Annotated in this window: 16 protein-coding genes; 9 read left to right on the top strand and 7 right to left on the bottom strand. The window is 69.4% G+C overall.

The annotated features are described in order from the left end of the window. Positions 1 to 11: 11 nt before the first annotated feature. Complete coding sequence (locus tag ASD13_RS10930) at positions 12 to 440, bottom strand: hypothetical protein (protein WP_229778928.1); 429 nt, start codon at positions 438 to 440, stop codon at positions 12 to 14. A 78-nt stretch (positions 441 to 518) separates the two neighbouring features. Between ASD13_RS10930 and ASD13_RS10925 the strand changes: the two genes are divergently transcribed. From ASD13_RS10925 to ahcY, 5 genes are all read left to right on the top strand, one after another. Next, the gene (locus tag ASD13_RS10925; protein WP_021199833.1) at positions 519 to 725 is read left to right on the top strand and encodes a DUF3499 family protein; all 207 of its coding nucleotides are present in this window, start codon (positions 519 to 521) and stop codon (positions 723 to 725) included. 100 nt (positions 726 to 825) lie between these two features. Then, positions 826 to 1752: an efflux RND transporter periplasmic adaptor subunit gene (locus ASD13_RS10920; protein ID WP_055869095.1), complete on the top strand. Its 927-nt coding sequence runs from the start codon at positions 826 to 828 to the stop codon at positions 1750 to 1752. Beyond that, complete coding sequence (locus tag ASD13_RS10915) at positions 1749 to 2501, top strand: ABC transporter ATP-binding protein (RefSeq protein ID WP_082531479.1); 753 nt, start codon at positions 1749 to 1751, stop codon at positions 2499 to 2501. The genes ASD13_RS10920 and ASD13_RS10915 overlap by 4 nt, the downstream gene beginning before the upstream one ends. Then, on the top strand, positions 2498 to 3712 hold the full coding sequence (locus ASD13_RS10910; protein ID WP_055869093.1) for an ABC transporter permease: 1215 nt from the start codon (positions 2498 to 2500) through the stop codon (positions 3710 to 3712). The genes ASD13_RS10915 and ASD13_RS10910 overlap by 4 nt, the downstream gene beginning before the upstream one ends. Positions 3713 to 3755: 43 nt before the next feature. Further along, on the top strand, positions 3756 to 5201 hold the full coding sequence (gene ahcY / locus ASD13_RS10905) for an adenosylhomocysteinase (protein ID WP_055869092.1): 1446 nt from the start codon (positions 3756 to 3758) through the stop codon (positions 5199 to 5201). A gap of 47 nt (positions 5202 to 5248) precedes the next feature. Here the strand turns inward: ahcY and ASD13_RS10900 are convergent, their stop codons facing one another. After that, positions 5249 to 6058, bottom strand: coding sequence for an RDD family protein (locus ASD13_RS10900; RefSeq protein WP_055869091.1), 810 nt, complete (start codon positions 6056 to 6058; stop codon positions 5249 to 5251). A 16-nt stretch (positions 6059 to 6074) separates the two neighbouring features. Here ASD13_RS10900 and ASD13_RS10895 point away from each other — a divergent pair, with 16 nt between their 5' ends. Beyond that, complete coding sequence (locus tag ASD13_RS10895; RefSeq protein WP_055869090.1) at positions 6075 to 7067, top strand: stage II sporulation protein M; 993 nt, start codon at positions 6075 to 6077, stop codon at positions 7065 to 7067. A gap of 58 nt (positions 7068 to 7125) precedes the next feature. On the opposite strand, the gene ASD13_RS10890 is transcribed toward ASD13_RS10895, so the two are convergent. From ASD13_RS10890 to ASD13_RS10870, 5 genes are read right to left on the bottom strand one after another with little or no spacing between them, the layout of a single operon-like run. Then, positions 7126 to 8433, bottom strand: coding sequence for a DUF58 domain-containing protein (locus ASD13_RS10890; RefSeq protein WP_055869089.1), 1308 nt, complete (start codon positions 8431 to 8433; stop codon positions 7126 to 7128). After that, entirely contained in the window at positions 8434 to 9357 is a 924-nt protein-coding gene (locus ASD13_RS10885; protein ID WP_208323723.1) for an AAA family ATPase, read from the bottom strand. 44 nt (positions 9358 to 9401) lie between these two features. Next, positions 9402 to 10652, bottom strand: a complete 1251-nt coding sequence (locus ASD13_RS10880) for a DUF4350 domain-containing protein (protein WP_055869088.1) — start codon at positions 10650 to 10652, stop codon at positions 9402 to 9404. Continuing rightward, on the bottom strand, positions 10649 to 11290 hold the full coding sequence (locus tag ASD13_RS10875; RefSeq protein WP_055869087.1) for a DUF4129 domain-containing protein: 642 nt from the start codon (positions 11288 to 11290) through the stop codon (positions 10649 to 10651). Before ASD13_RS10875 ends, ASD13_RS10880 begins: the two co-directional genes overlap by 4 nt. Further along, positions 11287 to 12741, bottom strand: coding sequence for a glycerophosphoryl diester phosphodiesterase membrane domain-containing protein (locus tag ASD13_RS10870; RefSeq protein WP_055869086.1), 1455 nt, complete (start codon positions 12739 to 12741; stop codon positions 11287 to 11289). The genes ASD13_RS10875 and ASD13_RS10870 overlap by 4 nt, the downstream gene beginning before the upstream one ends. Positions 12742 to 12839: 98 nt before the next feature. On the opposite strand from ASD13_RS10870, the gene mtrA reads away from it, so the two are divergent. The 3 genes from mtrA to ASD13_RS10855 are packed head-to-tail and all read left to right on the top strand — an operon-like array spanning position 12840 to position 16922. Continuing rightward, positions 12840 to 13520 carry an MtrAB system response regulator MtrA gene (gene mtrA, locus ASD13_RS10865; protein ID WP_017831103.1) on the top strand — a complete coding sequence of 227 codons (681 nt, stop codon included), beginning with the start codon at positions 12840 to 12842 and terminating at the stop codon, positions 13518 to 13520. A gap of 7 nt (positions 13521 to 13527) precedes the next feature. Then, the gene (gene mtrB, locus ASD13_RS10860) at positions 13528 to 15207 is read left to right on the top strand and encodes an MtrAB system histidine kinase MtrB (RefSeq protein WP_055869085.1); all 1680 of its coding nucleotides are present in this window, start codon (positions 13528 to 13530) and stop codon (positions 15205 to 15207) included. Further along, positions 15204 to 16922, top strand: a complete 1719-nt coding sequence (locus tag ASD13_RS10855) for an LpqB family beta-propeller domain-containing protein (RefSeq protein WP_229778893.1) — start codon at positions 15204 to 15206, stop codon at positions 16920 to 16922. Before mtrB ends, ASD13_RS10855 begins: the two co-directional genes overlap by 4 nt. Positions 16923 to 16976: the final 54 nt, after the last annotated feature.

The raw sequence follows: 16976 nt of genomic DNA, 5'->3' as shown, positions 1-16976 counted from the left end.
CAGCGGGAATCTCAGTGGTCGTGGCCGAGATCCCACGGCTCGCGGCCGACGTACTCCGCCGCTGCCCGGAACACGGCGCTCTCGATCGCCATACGGCGGTGCGCCGCATCGTCGTGCCCCGGGGGGAGGAGCCGCTCGATGGGAAGACGGAACAGCACGATGCGCTTGTTCTTGCGGTCGAGGTACCAGCGCGGCACCTCTTCGGTCGCATCGAATCCCGGGATCGCGCCGATCTCGAACCTCACGTCCTGCAACTCCGGCCATGTGCCGCGGAGGAATTCGACCGCGGTACCGACGGTGAGATCGAATCTGTCGAGGCGGCCGTCGAGCGGAGCCAGCGGTGGCCGCACGACCTCGCTGCGGCCGAGGCGGCCGTGGCGGCCGTGTCGCGCCCCGCGCCGAGGGGCTGCGGAGGTGTGAGTGGCACGGCGACGAGGCATGACGAAAGTCTAGGCGGTGCCCGGCGCGCCCGGCGCGGCATCCGCGGCCGCGACGGGGTGCGCCGTACGCTGGCGGAGATGGACGGACGACTGTGCTCGAAGGTCGGCTGCGCGCGAGAAGCCGTGGCCACCCTCACCTACGACTACGGCGACCAGATGGCGGCCCTCGGCCCGCTCGGTGCCGCGAATGATCCTCAGGCGCATGATCTGTGTTCTCCGCACGCGGACCGGCTCTCGGTTCCCGCCGGTTGGCTCGTCGTGCGTCACGAGGCTCTGCGCGCCTGAGGTCGTCGCCTCGACACGCGGACGCACCGGTCGGCCCGGATCCGAACTCTGGATACGCTGACCGCAGGCGTGCCAGGGCGGCGCTGCCGGAAAGGCACTCGTGATCGTCTGGCGTCGCTGGATCTTCCCCCTGCTTCTCGTCGTGATCTTCGGAGCGTGCGCAGCCGCTCTCGTCAAGATCGCCTTCTTCCCCGACCGCGCGGAGAGCGTCGTCAGCCCCGAGGCCTCTGTCACGGATCCGATCGTCGCAGTGGAGCGCGGGTCGGTGGTGAACGCTCTGAGCCTGAGCGGGAACGTCGCGCGTGACGACGCCTACGCCGTGCGTGGGGAGCTCAACGCCACGGTGCTCGCCGTGCACGTGGGGGAGGGCGCGGCGGTGGCTGCCGGCCAGAAGCTCTACACCGTGCGCCAGGACGACCCGCGCAAGGACATCGACGTGCTCGCGCCCGAGGCCGGCGACGTGTCGGAGCTCGCCATCGTCAAGGGACAGACCACCACGGTCGGGACTGAGACCTACAAGCTCACCCCGGCCCGATACCATCTGCTGGCCACCGTCGATCCCGTGCAGCTGTACCGCCTCGTCAACGCCCCGACCGAGGCGACCGTCACCATCACGGGCGGCCCGGCGCCTTTCGCGTGCACCGGCGTCGGGGTGCAGGTGACGGCGGAGGGCACCGCGAGCGTGCGCTGCGCGGTACCTGCGGACCAGACGGTCTTCGCCGGGCTCCCCGCGAAGATGGATCTCGCACTCGGTCAGGTCGACGATGCGCTCGTGATCCCGGTCACGGCTGTCCAGGGCGGCGCGGGATCCGGCAAGGTGTGGGTCGACGCGGGCGACGGGTCCGACCCCGAGGAGCGCTCGGTGACGCTCGGCGTCAATGACGGCGTCATGGTCGAGGTGACGGAGGGGCTGGCCGAGGGAGACAGCATCCGCCAGTTCGTGCCCGGCTTCGTCGCTCCGGTCGAGGAGTTCTGCTACGAGGTCTCCCCGGGAGTGGAGCAGTGCGACAGCGGGATGAGCTGGTGAGTCTCGTCGCGCTCGACGACGTCTCCAAGAGCGTCCTGCTGGCCGATGACTCGCGCCTGGAGATCCTTCGTGGCATCACGCTCGAAGTGGCTGCTGGAGACCACGTCTCGATCGTGGGACGGTCGGGCTCGGGGAAGTCGACGCTGCTCAACATCCTGGGGATGCTGGATGCACCCACATCCGGATCGGTCGCGTTCGAGGGACGCGAGGTGCGCCGGATGCGCTCGGGACGGCTCGACCGTCTGCGCGGGGACAACGTCGGCTTCGTCTTCCAGCAGTTCAACCTCCTCCCCGGGCGCACCGCGATCGACAACGTGATGATGCCGCTCGGCCATGCCAAGGGACGCATGTTCTGGAATCGTCGTCAGATCGCCGCCGACATGCTCGAGCGGGTCGGCCTCGGGCATCGCGTCGAGCAGATCGCCGACAGGCTCTCCGGCGGTGAGCAGCAGCGCGTCGCCATCGCGCGGGCACTCGTGCGCAAGCCCGTGTTGATCCTCGCGGACGAGCCGACCGGCGCTCTCGACATCGACACGGGCGCATCCGTCATGTCCCTCCTCGACGAGGTGGCCACCGAGACGGACGCCGCGCTGGTCACGATCACCCACGACCTCCACGTCGCCGCGCGTGCGCGCCGGCACTACCGGCTCGACGCCGGGCGTCTGGAGACGGTCGACCTCAGCCGCGCCTTCGAGGCCTCGACCCTGGCGGCCTCGGTGCCGTCCGCGCCGCCGGAGTTCGTCGCATGACCGGCTTCCTCGGCGCTCTCTCCGACGCCTGGGCGGAGATCCGCGTGCACAAGCTGCGCGTCCTGCTCAGCCTGATCGGGATCGCCGTGTCGGTGGGGGCGCTCACCGCGGTCGTGGCGATCTCGGAATACCAGCGCCAATTCCAGGCCGAGCAGTCCGACCGGTGGGGAGGGCGAGCGGCGACGGTCGTCGTCTCCGTCAACAGCGATGACGGCACACCTGTCGACGCCGACGAGTTCGATGCGCGCTTCAGCCGTGTCTCCGAGCGCTTCGGGTTCAGTCACACGGCGCGTATCGCCCAGGGAGTGCTCCTCGACGTGCAGCTCCCCGACGGCATAACGCCGGTCTCCGCGCGTGTCATGGACCCCGCGTTCTCGCAGATCCACCGGGAGCGGCTTCTGGAGGGGCGCTGGTTCGTCGACTCCGACGACGAGGCGATGGCGCCGCCCGTCGTGATCACGGAACCGCTCTGGGAGCGTCTGGGACGAGTGCCGCTGACACAGCACCCGACCGTGACGCTCAGCGGCCCGGCCGGCGGCACCTATCAGGTGGTCGGCATCACACCGCGACAGGGCTTCGGCGACGAGGAGCTGCGCGTCGACCTGCTCTATGACGCCTACCGCGCGCGCGTGGATGCGCTGCCCGCCGACGCCTGGACGCAATACGAGATCTGGATGGGCACGGGACAGGTCGACCAGATCGCGCCGGTGCTCGCGATGGATCTCCGAGCGGGCCTGCCCGAGGGACAGACGGTCACGGTGAACCGCTCCGACTGGGCGGCGCAGCCGGGAGCTCTGGACGCTCAGGCCACCTTCGAGATGGTCACCGGGGGTATCGCAGCGCTGATCCTCGCTCTCGGTGCGCTCAGCCTGATCAACATCCAACTCGTGGCGATGCGCCAGCGCGTGCGAGAGATCGGGGTGCGGCGCGCCTTCGGAGCGAGCTCGGGGCGGGTGTTCTTCGCCGTCTTCCTGGAGAGCCTGGTCGCGACGACCGTGGCAGGCGTGATCGGGATCGCGATCGTCGTCGCCGTGCTGCGCTCGGAGTGGATCATCACGTCGATGTTCTACGGGATCCAGGACATCCCGCCCTTCCCCATGCGCGCAGCGCTCATCGGTCTCCTCGCCTCCGTCATCGTCGGTGCGGTGTCGGGATTCATCCCCGCCCTGGTCGCGCTGCGGGTGAAGGTGATCGATGCGATCCGTTTCTGACACACGCCTGATGTCGGCCACTTCATGATGGAAGAATGAGCGCATGACCGAGCTCGAGTACCGCGTCGCCGACCTGTCCCTCGCCGAAGCCGGCCGCCACCAGCTGCGACTCGCCGAGAACGAGATGCCGGGTCTCATGGCGCTTCGTGAGGAGTTCGGCGCCGCGCAACCCCTGAAGGGTGCCCGGATCGCGGGCTCGCTGCACATGACAGTGCAGACCGCCGTCCTCATCGAGACGCTCGTGGCGCTCGGTGCCCAGGTGCGGTGGGCGAGCTGCAACATCTTCTCCACCCAGGACGAGGCGGCGGCTGCGGTCGTGGTCGGCCCCGGTGGCACCGTCGACGCGCCGGCAGGCGTTCCCGTGTTCGCATGGAAGGGCGAGACGCTCGACGAGTACTGGGCCTGCACCGATCGCATCTTCGACTGGTCCTCTGCAGGTTTCGACGGACCCAACCTGATCCTCGACGACGGCGGAGATGCGACCCTGCTCGTGCACAAGGGCGTCGAGTTCGAGAAGGCCGGTGCCGTTCCCGAGCCGACCGAGACCGACTCCCACGAGTACACGATCATCCTCGACCTGCTGCGCGCCTCGCTCGCGGTCGCACCCGATCGCTGGACCAGGCTCGCCGCGGGCCTCATCGGCGTCACCGAGGAGACCACGACCGGTGTGCACCGGCTCTACGAGCTCGCGGCCGCGGGGGAGATGCTCTTCCCCGCCATCAACGTGAACGACTCGGTCACCAAGAGCAAGTTCGACAACAAGTACGGCATCCGGCACTCGCTTCCCGACGGTCTCAACCGTGCGACGGACGTGCTCATGGGCGGCAAGGTCGCCTTCGTCTGCGGCTACGGAGACGTCGGCAAGGGGGCTGCTGAGGCTCTGCGCGGTCAGGGTGCGCGCGTGATCGTGAGCGAGGTGGATCCGATCTGCGCGCTGCAGGCCGCCATGGACGGCTTCCAGGTCGCGCGTCTGCTCGACGTGGCCGGCGAGGTCGACATCCTGGTGACGGGCACTGGCAACCGCGACGTGGTCACGACCGAGCATCTGCAGGCGCTGAAGCACCTCGCGATCGTGGCGAACGTCGGTCACTTCGACAACGAGATCGACATGGCAGGGCTCGAAGCACTCGACGGCGTGGAGAAGGTCGAGATCAAGCCGCAGGTGCACGAGTGGCGCATGCCGAACGGTCGTAGCGTCCTGGTTCTCAGCGAAGGACGCCTGATGAACCTCGGCAACGCCACGGGGCACCCGTCGTTCGTGATGAGCGCGTCGTTCACCAACCAGGTGCTCGCACAGCTCGAGCTCTACACGAACATCGCCGCCTATCCCACCGGCGTCTACGTGCTTCCCAAGGCGCTCGACGAGAAGGTGGCCCGCCTGCACCTCGACGCTCTCGGTGTGCAGCTGACCACGCTCACCGACGAGCAGGCCGCCTACATCGGGGTACCCGTGGAGGGGCCGTACAAGCTCGAGCACTACCGGTACTGAGCACGCCCACTGCGGAACGGTGCTGACAGGAGGCGCCGCGTACCGGCTCAGACGCCGACGCGTCTACCGGTGAGCCGCTCGGCGCGCCGATCGGAGTTCTGCAGTGCTCTGCGCTCGCGCTCACGGCGCAGCACGGTGATCCCGATCAGGATCTGCTCCGGCGGTGCGGAGGGCATCGGGGAGACGAAGGGGCTCGCCTCGGTGAGCAGATCGAGGGCGACCCGCTCCCGCGCGGCCGGGATCATGCGGGGAGCGCTCTGCAGGAACTGGGAGATCCGGCGGGCGAGCCGGTCGGGGAGACGCGCGACGTCGGCGATCTGGGCCCAGCCGGCCAAGGCCGGAGGGAGCACCGGGACGTGCGAGACGAGTGCCGGTGTGCGCACGCGCTGGCTGTAGGTTCCGGCGACCAGGTCGCCCAAGCGCTGCGACCGCGCGTTGAACGCGCCGGTGAGCACGGCGACGCCGCCGAAGGTCATGTAGATCTCGAGCACACCCAGAAGGGCTCGGATGAAGGCGTGACGGAACCCGGCGGCACCACCGTCCACGCGGACGATCCTGCCGCCGACCGCCAGCTTGCCGAGACTGCGCCCCTTCAAGGCGACCTCCATCGTGATCGGCAGGACGACGAAGCTCACGACGAACGCCGAGACCAGGGCGATGCGGTCGGTGGTCTCATCCAGCACGCCGACATCCAGCAGCCAGATGCGCAGGAAGATCCACAGGATGAACACGGCGTATCCGAGGAGCATGTCGATCGCGGCGCCGAGCGCCCGCAGGAGGAACCCCACGGGCTGCACATCGATCGCGACGGCTTCGCCGGAGAGCACCTCGTCGGAGACGTCGATCGGGACGGACATGAGTACAGTAAATCAGGTGGATGCCGATGCGCTGACCGATGCACGCCGCGCCGAATGGGAGCGACTGGACGAACTCAGTCGCGCCCGACTCGACGGCGACGGGGTGGACGAGCTCATCGTGCGATACCGCGCCGCCTCCGCCGATCTGGCCGAGCTGAAGACATCCGTCGGCGACTCGCCCCAGGGCGCGTATCTGTCCACCATCCTCGTTCGCGCCAGGCTGCGCCTCACCGGCGCGTCCGACAGCATCCTCACGCAGACGGGACGATTCTTCCGCCTGCAGCTTCCTGCTGCGCTGTACCGCCTGCGCTGGACGACGCTGGTGATCGCGATCTCGTTCATCGCGGTCGCCGTCGGCACCGCAGCCTGGATCGCGAGCGACCCGGCGCTGGTGGCGACCCTGGGCTCCCCGGCGGCCCTCGAGCAGTACGCGGACGAGAGCTTCACGGGCTACTACACCGAGAACCCGGCCGCTGCCTTCATGGGGATGGTCTGGACGAACAACGCCTGGATCGCCATGCAGTGCGTGCTCTTCGGCGTCACCGGGATCTGGCCGGTCTACGTGCTCGTGCAGAACGCGATGGGACTCGGCACCACCGGGGCCGTGATGGCCGTCCACGACAAGGCCGACCTCATGGTCCTGTACATCCTCCCGCACGGAATGCTCGAGATGACGTGCATCTTCGTGGCGGCTGCCGCCGGCCTGCATGTGTTCTGGGCCTGGGTCGCACCCGGCCACCGCACGCGAGGGGAAGCGCTCGCCGAGGAGGGGCGAGCGCTGGCGACCGTCGCGATGGGGCTGGTGTTCGCCCTCTTCCTCGCCGGTCTCGTCGAGGGCTTCGTGACCGGCTGGGCACTGCCGTGGCCGGTGAAGATCGGCATCGGCGCCGCCGCGCTCGCCGTGTTCCTCATCTACATGCTGGTGATCGGCGGGAGGGCGCATCGCCAGGGCGAGACCGGCGATCTCGTCGAATACGAAGCGGGCACCCCGCGCCTGGTCGTCGGCTGACTTCCGGCACCGGGTGAGGCCGCCCCGGGGCTCGGGCTCGGTCTCGATCGGTTCGGCGTCAGAGACGACCCGCCGCCTTCAGCTCGAGGTAGCGATCGGCGATCCTCGGGGGAAGCTCCTCCGGGTCGGCGGCGATCGCCTCCCCGCCGGCTCTGCGGATCGCGTCCGCGACGTTCTCCGCGTCGCGGAGGGAGCGTTCGGCGGCCGCTGCCAGGTACACCTCTTCCCGGGAGTCGCGACGGCGTGCGAGCGCGGAGATCCCGTCGTCGGTCACGGATCCGACGAGCACGGTCGTCGCACGAGACGCGTTCGGGAAGGCTCCGAGGAACCCACGGGCCGACTCGGCGGCATCCTGCGCCGTCAGTGCCACGATCAGCGAGGGACGCGTGGTGAGCGTGCGCACGGCGGCGAAAGCTCCATGCCAGTCCGTATCGACCAGTCGAGCGTGCACGGGAGCCATGGCGTCGGTCAGCGCCGGGAGGAGAGCAGCGCCATCGACACCCGTGACACGACCGCGCACCACCCTGTCGTACATGAGCAGGTGCACGTGGTCGCCCGCGCGCGAAGCGAGCGCGGCCAGCAGCAGGGCCGCCTCGAGTGAGGCGTCCACGCGCGTGCCGTCGCCGACACGCGCCGCCGCGGTGCGCCCCGTATCGATGATGATCACCACATGGCGGTCGCGTTCCGGTCGCCAGGTGCGCAGCATGGTCGTTCCCGCCCTGGCGGTCGCCCGCCAGTCGATCGAGCGCACGTCGTCGCCGCGGACATACTCGCGCAGCGAATCGAACTCGGTGCCCTGGCCGCGCACCTGGATGCTGGTGTTGCCATCCAGTTCACGCAGACGCGCGAGGCGGGACGGAAGGTGCTTGCGCGAGGAGAACGCGGGGAGCACGCGGATCGAACCACGAACCGAATGACGTGCCTGCCGGCCCGCGATGCCGAGAGGGCCGCGAGATCGGATCATCACGAACTCGCTGACCAGCTCACCGCGGCGGCGCGGAAGCAGCGGAATCGCGACACGGCCGCGTTCGCCCGGGGGCAGGAGCAGTCGCTGTCGCTCCGTCGGCGCGCCCGCCGTCGGCTGCCAGGCGTCACGGATCACCGCGTTCAGCATCTTCGTACCGTGGTTGTGCACGGCCACGCTGACGGGGACGGGCTCTCCGATGCGCACGCGTCGGGGGAGTCTGCGGCTCACCGTGACCGAGCGAGGACTCGCGGCGAGGGCGACGTCGGCGGCGACGAGCAGCAGGCACAGACCGATCCACGCACCGAGAACCGCGTACGCCGGGTAGCCCGCGAGCCCGGCGATGACGAGCGGGATGAGGCCCACGGCGAGGGCGACGGGGAGGCGGCCGGTGACGAACACCTAGATCGGCACCCTGGTCTGCTGCACCACGGAGGTGAGCACCGCATCGGCGGACACGCCCTCCATCTGAGCATCGGGTCGCAGCTGGAGGCGGTGACGCCACACCGGAACCAGCATCGTCTGCACGTGGTCGGGGGTGACCGCGGAAGAGGCGTTCAGCCAGGCCCATGCCTTCGCCGCGGCGAGCAGACCGGTCGAGGCGCGTGGGCTGGCTCCCAGCTCGACGGACGGCGACTGGCGGGTCGCACGAGCGAGGTCGACGACATATCCGAGCACGTCGTCGGTGACCTCGACCGCTGCGGCCGCCTGCTGTGCCGCCCTGATCTCGTCGGCGGTGACGACGGCCTCGACGCCGGTGAGCTCGCGAGGGGAGAAGCCCTCGGCGTGTCGGCGCAGCACCGACACCTCCGCGTCTCGCTCCGGCATGCCGACGACGAGCTTCATCAGGAAGCGGTCCAGTTGCGCCTCGGGCAGCGAATACGTGCCTTCGTGCTCGATGGGGTTCTGCGTCGCGGCGACGAGGAACGGGTCGGGCAGGGGACGGCTGACGCCGTCCGCCGACACCTGGCGCTCCTCCATGGCCTCCAGGAGTGCGGCCTGGGTCTTCGGCGGCGTGCGGTTGATCTCGTCGGCGAGCAGGATGTTCGTGAACACCGGACCCGCGCGGAAATCGAACTCGCCGGTGCGTGCGTCGTACACGAGTGACCCGGTGACGTCGCCGGGCATCAGGTCGGGGGTGAACTGGACGCGCTTGGTGTCGAGCCCGAGTGCCCTGGCGAACGAGCGGACGACCAGGGTCTTCGCGACACCGGGGACTCCCTCCAGGAGCACGTGGCCCCTGGCGAGGAGGGACACGAGCAGTCCGGTGACGGTGCCGGCCTGGCCCACCACCGCCTTGTCGACCTCGGTGCGCACCCGGTGCATGGCCTGACGCAGCGCGGCGTCGTCGATGGGATGGTTCTCAACGGTCACGTGTTTCCCTCTGATTCTCGGGGATGGGTGGTCGGATCTGATCGGTCGGCGTGGGTGCTGTCGTCCACGGCGGTCTCGAGCTGGTCGAGGCGTCTGGCGAGGTCGACCAGGCCGGCGTCGTCGTCGGGGAGCGGCCCGGCCAGCAGGGTCTGCAGTGTGCCGCGCGGGATGCGCAGTCGGTCAGAGGCCGCATCAGCGACCTCGTCGGCGCCGGCGTGGACGGCGAGTCCTAGTCGTCGGGCGAGCCGGCGCTGCGTCCCCTCGCGGAGAGCCTGCGCGGCGTGCGCCGCATCCGCAGCTCTCGCCGTGAGACGTGCACGTCCGTGCATGGTCTCGGATGCGCGCACGGTGACCGGAAGCGTCTCGGCGACGAGGGGGCCGAACCGCTGGCCGCGCCAGAGGGCAGCGGCTATCCCTGCGGCGATCAGCAGCAGGATCGCAGGAGTGACCCAGGTCGGTGTGAGGCTTCCGAGCGTGTCGATCGGCTCGGCTTCGATATCGGAGTCCGCGAAGCTCGGGACGTACCAGACGATGCGGTCGGTCTGGCCCAGCAGGGCGAGGCCGAGGGCGGCGTTGCCGTTCTCGGCGAGAGTCGCGTTGCTGAAGAGCCTCGTGCCCTCCACGACGACGCGTTGCGGACGGGCGCGGCGGTCCACGAGCACGGCCGCACCGTCGGCGCCTCCGAAGCAGGCCTGCACGCCGTCCGCGGGAGTGAACAGGCGGTCGGCGCGGATCGTCCCCACCTCGGCGAACTCGGCGACGTCGCAGTCCGCCGTCGCTGCCGACAGTGTTCCCGTGGCGTTGTCGCCGATGCCGAGCTCGTTCAGCAGGTGTGTGCTGGTGGAGAGGAAAACGACGCGCTCCGCGGGCCCGGTGAGCGTCTGCAGGGCCTCGTCGGTGAGCGTGTACGGGTTGGACATCACGAGCGTCGTGCTCTCGTCGATCGCCGCGCGCGCCTGGGATCGAGAGCGGTGCACCTCGATGTCGACCCCCTGGTCGCGCAGGATCTCGGCGAGCGCGAGCGCGCCGGCGTCATCACGTGCCTCCGGATCGAGCGCTCCTCGTGCTCCGGGTGCGGTCGCGGCGACACGAAGACCGACCAGCGCGACGATCAGCACGAGGGCGGCGACGATCGTCCACCCGATGATCGTCTTCGCCCGACTCGGGCGGTGCTCCGCGGTGGAGGGATCACCCGGGGACGATGCGGCAGTGGGGGAGACGGTGGGCTCGTGATCGATCACACTCATGCCGGCACTCCTTCGGGGCGGCGCGCGCGGATCCGGTCATCGGTGTCGACGAGGTCGCGATACGTCTCCGGCGTCGCGGAGTGCCCGAGGTAGCGGACGTCGTCGAACGAGACGGCCGCTCGACGCATCGCGCCGGCCTCGTCGGCGAACACCGTGCTCGCCTCGCGGGCGATCGACTGGGCCGTCGCGCCGGGGGCCGGATCGATCAGGTCGCGCTCGCGCAGGCTGCGCGCGATGGCCCGGTAGCGGAGGATGGTCGCTGCATCCCAGTCGCGCTCGCGCGCGGCCCGGTCGGCGTCCGACCTCAACTGTGCGGCGCTGCGATCGTCGGCTGCTCCGAGGAGGTCGCCGGTCGGGCGCCTGACCGCGCGGGAGCTGCGCGGTCTTCCCCAGATGATGAGAGCGGCGATCAGTGCGGCCGCGATGATGACGGTGACGATGATGAGCGCGGACGGCCCCACGTTCGCGCCGTTGCCCGAGCTGAAGAGGTCAGCCAGGAAGCGGCCGATGTCACGGGCGAGGAGATCGAACCACGTGGGTTTCGCGTCGGCGTAGCGGGGATTCGAGAGCTCTTCCTCCGCCCAGCGTCGTGCGTCGTCCCCATCGGGGACGAAGAGGTCGTCGAACCGTCGGATCATGCGGCGCCGTCGGCCCCTGGCGCTGTCCAACCGCCGTCAGTGGGAGCGTCTCCGGCGGCAGGGCTGCTGGGCGTCGGGGACGCGCTGGTCCGGACGGGAGGCACGGGAGGCGCAGGAGGCGGCGGTGCGGGGAAGGCGACGGAGGGCGCCGAGGCCGCTGCTCCGTTCTGCGTCTGCGCAGGAGGCGGCACAGGAGGCTGTGCAGGCGAGCCCGGTGCGTACGGGTACGGCGTCCCCGCGTACGGCTGTGCGGGAGAGTACTGCGGAGCGAACGACGGCGCAGCCCCCGGTTGCGTGACCGGTTGCTGTGCGCCGTACTGCGCGTACGCATACCCTTGCGACATCATGACGTGCTCCGGCACCTGGCGGGGCGGCGGCGCCGAGGTGACAGCGCGCGTCGGGTCGACGCGGAAGGGGTCGTCCTGCTGCTCATCGGTCCAGCCGAGGTCGCGGCGCTCGACATACGCGATCAGGGTCTGATCCAGCCCCTCGTAGCGCATCCGGCAGTCGAGGTAGACGAGTGCGGAACCGGTGCTCTGCACCACGAGCGTGATCGCCTGGATGACCAGGAGCAGGATCTGCGGGGCGATGAGCGTCACGATGAAGGCGATGACAGCGCTGGGGTCCTCGGCGCCCGTGGGTGCGACCACGGAACCGAGAAGGGAACCGAGCAGTGTGACGGGCACGCTGACGACCTGCGCCGCGATGCCCATGATCGCGCTGATGAGGAAGGTCACCCCGAACGCGACCCAGAAGCGCCCGCGGGTGAGTCGCCAGGATCGCACGAAGGCGTCACGGAAACGCGCACGCTCGAGAACCAGGATCGAGGGCACCAGCAGCAGCTTCGTGGTGAGCCACACCGCGAGCGGGATGCAGGCGAGGACGATGACGATCACCACGAGGACGACGACGCCGACCATCTCGACGCTGCCGCCAAGACCCCCGGCGATGAAGGCGGCGATGATCACCGCGGCGATGATGAAGATGCCGAACACGGCAGCCACCGAGAGGGAGGCGAACCCGGCGAGTCGCCAGAACGCGGGGGCCATCCGGCGCCAGAGCATGCGCAGCGTCGCCTTCACCCCGATCGCGGCGTACCCGATCTCCGCGGCGACGACGCCCTGCATCATCGCCGTGAAGGCGATCGAGGCCAGTCCGACGGCGAGTCCGGCGATCAGGTTCACCGCGATGGTGCCGGCCATCACCGCTTCGAAATCCGGAGAGGAAGGCGAGACCGTCTCCAGGCGGCTGAAGGTCGTGAAGAGGACGACGCCCATGACCACGGCGGTGACGACGACCACGACGAGCTGGATCACGACGGCGAAGCCGAAGAGCACCTTGGGGTTGTGCCGCAGCGCCGCGAAGGCCTTGCCCAGCAGCATCCCGAACGACAGTGGATGAAGGGGAATGATGCCCTTCTTCGGGGCAGGCGTCCACGTCTGGCCGGTCACAGGCACTCCCTCTCCATCGCGCGCTCCCATCGTGTCATATCCGATGCGTGGCGCGCAGACCTGGGGTCGGCGGGACTCGGTGCCATAAGGTAACTCTTATGACCTCACGTATTCTCGTGGTCGACGACGACACCGCGCTCGCCGAGATGATCGGGATCGTGCTCCGCACCGAAGGCTTCGAGCCGGTGTTCTGCGCGGACGGTGCGCGCGCCGTCGACGAGTGGCGCACGCAGCGGCCCGACCTGGTGCTGCTCGATCTCATGCTCCCCGGTATGGACGGAATCGAGATCTGCACTCGCATCCGTGCCGAGTCCGGCGTGCCGATCATCATGCTCACCGCACGCAGCGACACCGCCGATGTGGTCCGCGGACTCGAGGTCGGCGCAGACGACTACATGGTCAAGCCCTTCAACCCGAAGGAACTGGTGGCGCGCATCCGCACGCGGCTCCGGCCCACGCCGCAGGCCACGAGCGAGCAGCTCCGGGTCGGGGATCTCACCGTCGACGTCGACGCGCACGAGGTCCGTCGCGGCACCGCCCCGATCGCTCTCACGCCGCTGGAGTTCCAGCTTCTCGTCGCGCTCGCCTCGAAGCCTCAGCAGGTGTTCTCCCGGGAGATGCTGCTCGAGCAGGTCTGGGGCTATCACTACAAGGCCGACACCCGGCTGGTGAACGTGCACGTGCAGCGTCTGCGCGCGAAGGTCGAGCTCGACCCGGACAACCCGAAGATCGTCATGACGGTGCGCGGCGTGGGCTACCGCGCCGGGAGCGTCGGCTAGGAGCACGATGGCCGCGACGACAGCGACCACCACGACGGTCGCTGTCCTGCGCGACTGGCGAGGCTGGCCGACGATGCTCGCCATCCTCTGGCGACGCTCGCTCCGCTTCCGCACGCTCTCGATAACTCTGCTCGCCACCTCCCTGGCGATCTTCATCACGTGCGTGACGATGGCCCTGGTCATCCAGAACGATCTGTTCATCTCGCGCAAGGACGTCGCTCTCGAAGACTCCCGCCGCGCGGTCGATCAGGCGCAAGGGATCCTGGATGTGGCCGAGGTGGGAGACGACTCCGCTGCACTCACGGAACTGTGGAACAGCGTCCAGTCGAATCTCACGCGCACATCGAGCACGGATCAGCTCGCCGGGTTCAAGATCGACAACGCGAAGGGCGTCCGCCTGAACGGCTTCGAGGCGGGGTTGAGTCGGAGCCTGCTGAGCCCCGAGCTCCAGGCCCGCGTCGTGGAGTTCGACGATCGCCAGGCCTGGCAGTCCGTGGCGCTGCCCGTCGCGGACGGGGGAGAGGTCCCCGGCATCATCGTGGGCCAGCAGCTCCAGGTGCCCGAGGCGGGAGCGTTCGCGATCTACTTCGCCTACGACCTGGGCGACGCCGATCAGACCCTCGTCTTCGTGCAGCGCACGCTCTGGATCGCCGGGATCGGTCTGGTCGCGATCGTCGCCGCGATCTCGTGGATCGTCCTTCGCGCGGTCTCCACCCCGATCGTGCAGGCCGCAGAGACCAGCGCACGGCTCGCGGCAGGCGACCTCGGGGTGCGCCTCGAGGTGCACGGAGAGGACGAGTTGGCCACGCTCGGACGCTCCTTCAACGCGATGGCGGACAGCATCGAGTCGCAGATCAAGGAACTCGGCGAGCTGTCGATGGTGCAGCAGCGCTTCGTGTCGGATGTCTCGCACGAGTTGCGGACACCGCTGACCACGATCCGCCTCGCTGCGGACATGCTCAACGACCAGCGCGAGGAGTTCGACCCCACCACCGCGCGGACGGCGGAGCTGCTGCACGCCCAGGTGCAGCGGTTCGAGACGCTGCTGTCGGATCTGCTGGAGATCAGCCGCTACGACGCGGGATCGGTGCAGCTCGAACTCGAGGCGACGAGCCTCACCCACCTGGCCGAGGACATCATCGAGCAGATGCGCCCGCTCGCGGAGGGCCATGGCACCGAGCTGCGGCTCGTGGCGCCTGGCGGCTACTCACCCGTCGACATGGATCCGCGGCGCGTGCGCCGGGTGCTGCGCAATCTGATCGGCAACGCGATCGAGCACGGCGAGGGGCGTCCCGTCGTCGTCACGGTCGACAGCAACCAGCACGCCGTGGCGGCGGGGGTGCGAGATTTCGGCCTCGGGATGCAGCCCGCCGACGCGGAGCGGGTCTTCGACCGCTTCTGGCGCGCCGACCCCTCGCGTCAGCGCACGATCGGCGGCACGGGACTCGGGCTCTCCATCGCCCTGGGGGATGCGAGTCTGCACGGCGGCACGCTCGAGGTCTGGTCGGAGCTCGGTGTGGGAACGAACTTCGTGCTCACGATCCCCCGGCACGACGGGATCCTGGACGGTCCGAGCCCGATCTCCATCGAGCCGCAGGAGCCGTTCGCGGAGATCGGCGACGCGACGCAGCCGATCTCGTTGACGGACGCGCCCGCCGGTCTGTTCGACGAGGAGGACCGGTCATGACCCGGCGACGAGGGACACGGAGGATGCTGGCCATCGCGCTGGCACTCACTGCGCTTGTGCTTCCTGCGTGCGCGGGACTGCCCACCAGCGGCGATGTCGCCGTCGGCCTGAAGCTCGGGGAGTCCCCGCAGGACGTCGACATCCTGCCGGTCGCCTCCGGCCCCATCACGGGTGCCGGGCCCGAGGAGATCGTCGAGGGCTTCCTCGAGGCCGGCATCACGACGACCGAGAACTGGGACACCGCACGCGACTTCCTCTCGCCCTCGCTGCAGCGGAGCTGGAGTCCCTCGGCAGGGGTGTCGATCGACGTCGGCACGGATACCAGGACCATCACCTCCTCGGTCCCCGACGACGAGGTGGAGGGTGCAGACACCGCTGAGGTCCAGGTCACGCTCGACCTGGTCGCGAGCGTCGACGACTCCGGCGGCTACTCCGAGGCCCTCGGGTCATCCAACGTGGCGTTCACGCTGCAGCGGATGGAGAGCGGCGAATGGCGCATCACGCAGGCGCCGGACGGCGTCGTGATCGACGAGACGCGCTTCACCAAGGTCTTCGAAGGGTATCCGCTGCAGTACTTCGACCTCGGCTGGTCGAGACTGGTGCCTGACATGCGCTGGTTCCCGCGGCGGCAGAGTCCCGCGACGACCGTCACGCGGGCCCTCATCGGCGGCGAGCCCAGCGGATGGCTGGACCCGGCGGTGCAGAACGCCTTCCCCGCCGACGTGCAGCTGGCACAGGACGCGGTGCCCATCGTCGGACAGGTGGCCGATGTCGCGCTCACGCGCCCCGCTTCGGGCCTCGATGCGGCCACTCTCGCCCGCATGCGCACCCAGCTTCAGGCGACCCTCCGCGGCGCCGGCGTCGCGGTCACCCAGGTGCGGTTCACCGTCGACGGGCGCGACCTCGGTGCCGGCGTGGCGGACGTGGTGGAGCCGTCGGCCGAGGTCGGCACACTCGTGCTGCAGAACGGCGCCTTCGGGCGGATCGTCGGCGATGAGATCTCGCCCCTCACCGGTATCAGCTCGGAGATCACCGCCATCACGCAACCCATCGTCTCGATCGATGTGGCTGCGGATGACTCCCGCGCCGCCACGCAGCTCGGTGACCAGCACGTCTATCTGATCGGCGAGGGAAGCCTCGACGAGCTCGATTCCCGTCCAGGGCTCATCAGACCCTCGCTCGACTCCTACGGGTACACCTGGTCCGTCCCCGCGGGAGCGCCCACGGCCTTGCAGGCGTCGGGGAGCGATGCCGTGGCGCATCAAGTCGCGACGGCGTGGCCGAGCGCCTCGGCGATCTCTCATCTGAGGGTCGCACCGGACGGCGCCAGGGTGGCTGCCGTGGTGACCGTCGGCAAGCAGATGTGGGTCGTGGTCGCAGCCGTGGTTCGCGACTCGGCGGGCATCCCGATCGAGCTCGGCGAGGTCAAGCAGTTGACCCAGTTGTTCGAGCCGGCGACGGGGTTGTCCTGGCTGGGTGCAGACCGTGTGGGAGTCCTCGTCGATCCGAACAGCCCGCGTCTTCTCACTCAGATGGTGGGAGGGCCCGGTTCGGCAGAGGCCGCCCCGAGCAATGCGATCTCGATCGCAGGCGCTCGCACCGCTTCCGGCGTGCGGATCCTCGGAGCGAACGGCGAGCTGTTCGCCCACGCGGGGTCGGCATGGCGCGAGGTCGCGTCCGGCGTCTCCGTGCTCGCCACTCGCGTCGGCGAGTGACATTCCCTGCACCGACGGCGGTCGTCACACGATCGTGCGCAGAACGGAGCGCGG

Source organism: Microbacterium sp. Root1433D1, assembly GCF_001426835.1.
In the GTDB taxonomy this organism is placed as follows: domain Bacteria; phylum Actinomycetota; class Actinomycetes; order Actinomycetales; family Microbacteriaceae; genus Microbacterium; species Microbacterium maritypicum.
The sequence above is the reverse complement of the archived record's forward strand: the minus strand, read 5'-3'. Positions and strand labels throughout refer to the sequence as shown.

What these genes read in the sequence shown, in the direction of transcription:
- ASD13_RS10930 (WP_229778928.1), bottom strand. Translation starts at nt 440, where the DNA reads ATGCCTCGTCGCCGTGCCACTCACACCTCCGCAGCCCCTCGGCGCGGG.
- ASD13_RS10925 (WP_021199833.1), top strand. Translation starts at nt 519, where the DNA reads ATGGACGGACGACTGTGCTCGAAGGTCGGCTGCGCGCGAGAAGCCGTG.
- ASD13_RS10910 (WP_055869093.1), top strand. Translation starts at nt 2,498, where the DNA reads ATGACCGGCTTCCTCGGCGCTCTCTCCGACGCCTGGGCGGAGATCCGC.
- ahcY (WP_055869092.1), top strand. Translation starts at nt 3,756, where the DNA reads ATGACCGAGCTCGAGTACCGCGTCGCCGACCTGTCCCTCGCCGAAGCC.
- ASD13_RS10900 (WP_055869091.1), bottom strand. Translation starts at nt 6,058, where the DNA reads ATGTCCGTCCCGATCGACGTCTCCGACGAGGTGCTCTCCGGCGAAGCC.
- ASD13_RS10885 (WP_208323723.1), bottom strand. Translation starts at nt 9,357, where the DNA reads ATGCACCGGGTGCGCACCGAGGTCGACAAGGCGGTGGTGGGCCAGGCC.
- ASD13_RS10880 (WP_055869088.1), bottom strand. Translation starts at nt 10,652, where the DNA reads ATGAGTGTGATCGATCACGAGCCCACCGTCTCCCCCACTGCCGCATCG.
- ASD13_RS10875 (WP_055869087.1), bottom strand. Translation starts at nt 11,290, where the DNA reads ATGATCCGACGGTTCGACGACCTCTTCGTCCCCGATGGGGACGACGCA.
- mtrA (WP_017831103.1), top strand. Translation starts at nt 12,840, where the DNA reads ATGACCTCACGTATTCTCGTGGTCGACGACGACACCGCGCTCGCCGAG.
- mtrB (WP_055869085.1), top strand. Translation starts at nt 13,528, where the DNA reads ATGGCCGCGACGACAGCGACCACCACGACGGTCGCTGTCCTGCGCGAC.
- ASD13_RS10855 (WP_229778893.1), top strand. Translation starts at nt 15,204, where the DNA reads ATGACCCGGCGACGAGGGACACGGAGGATGCTGGCCATCGCGCTGGCA.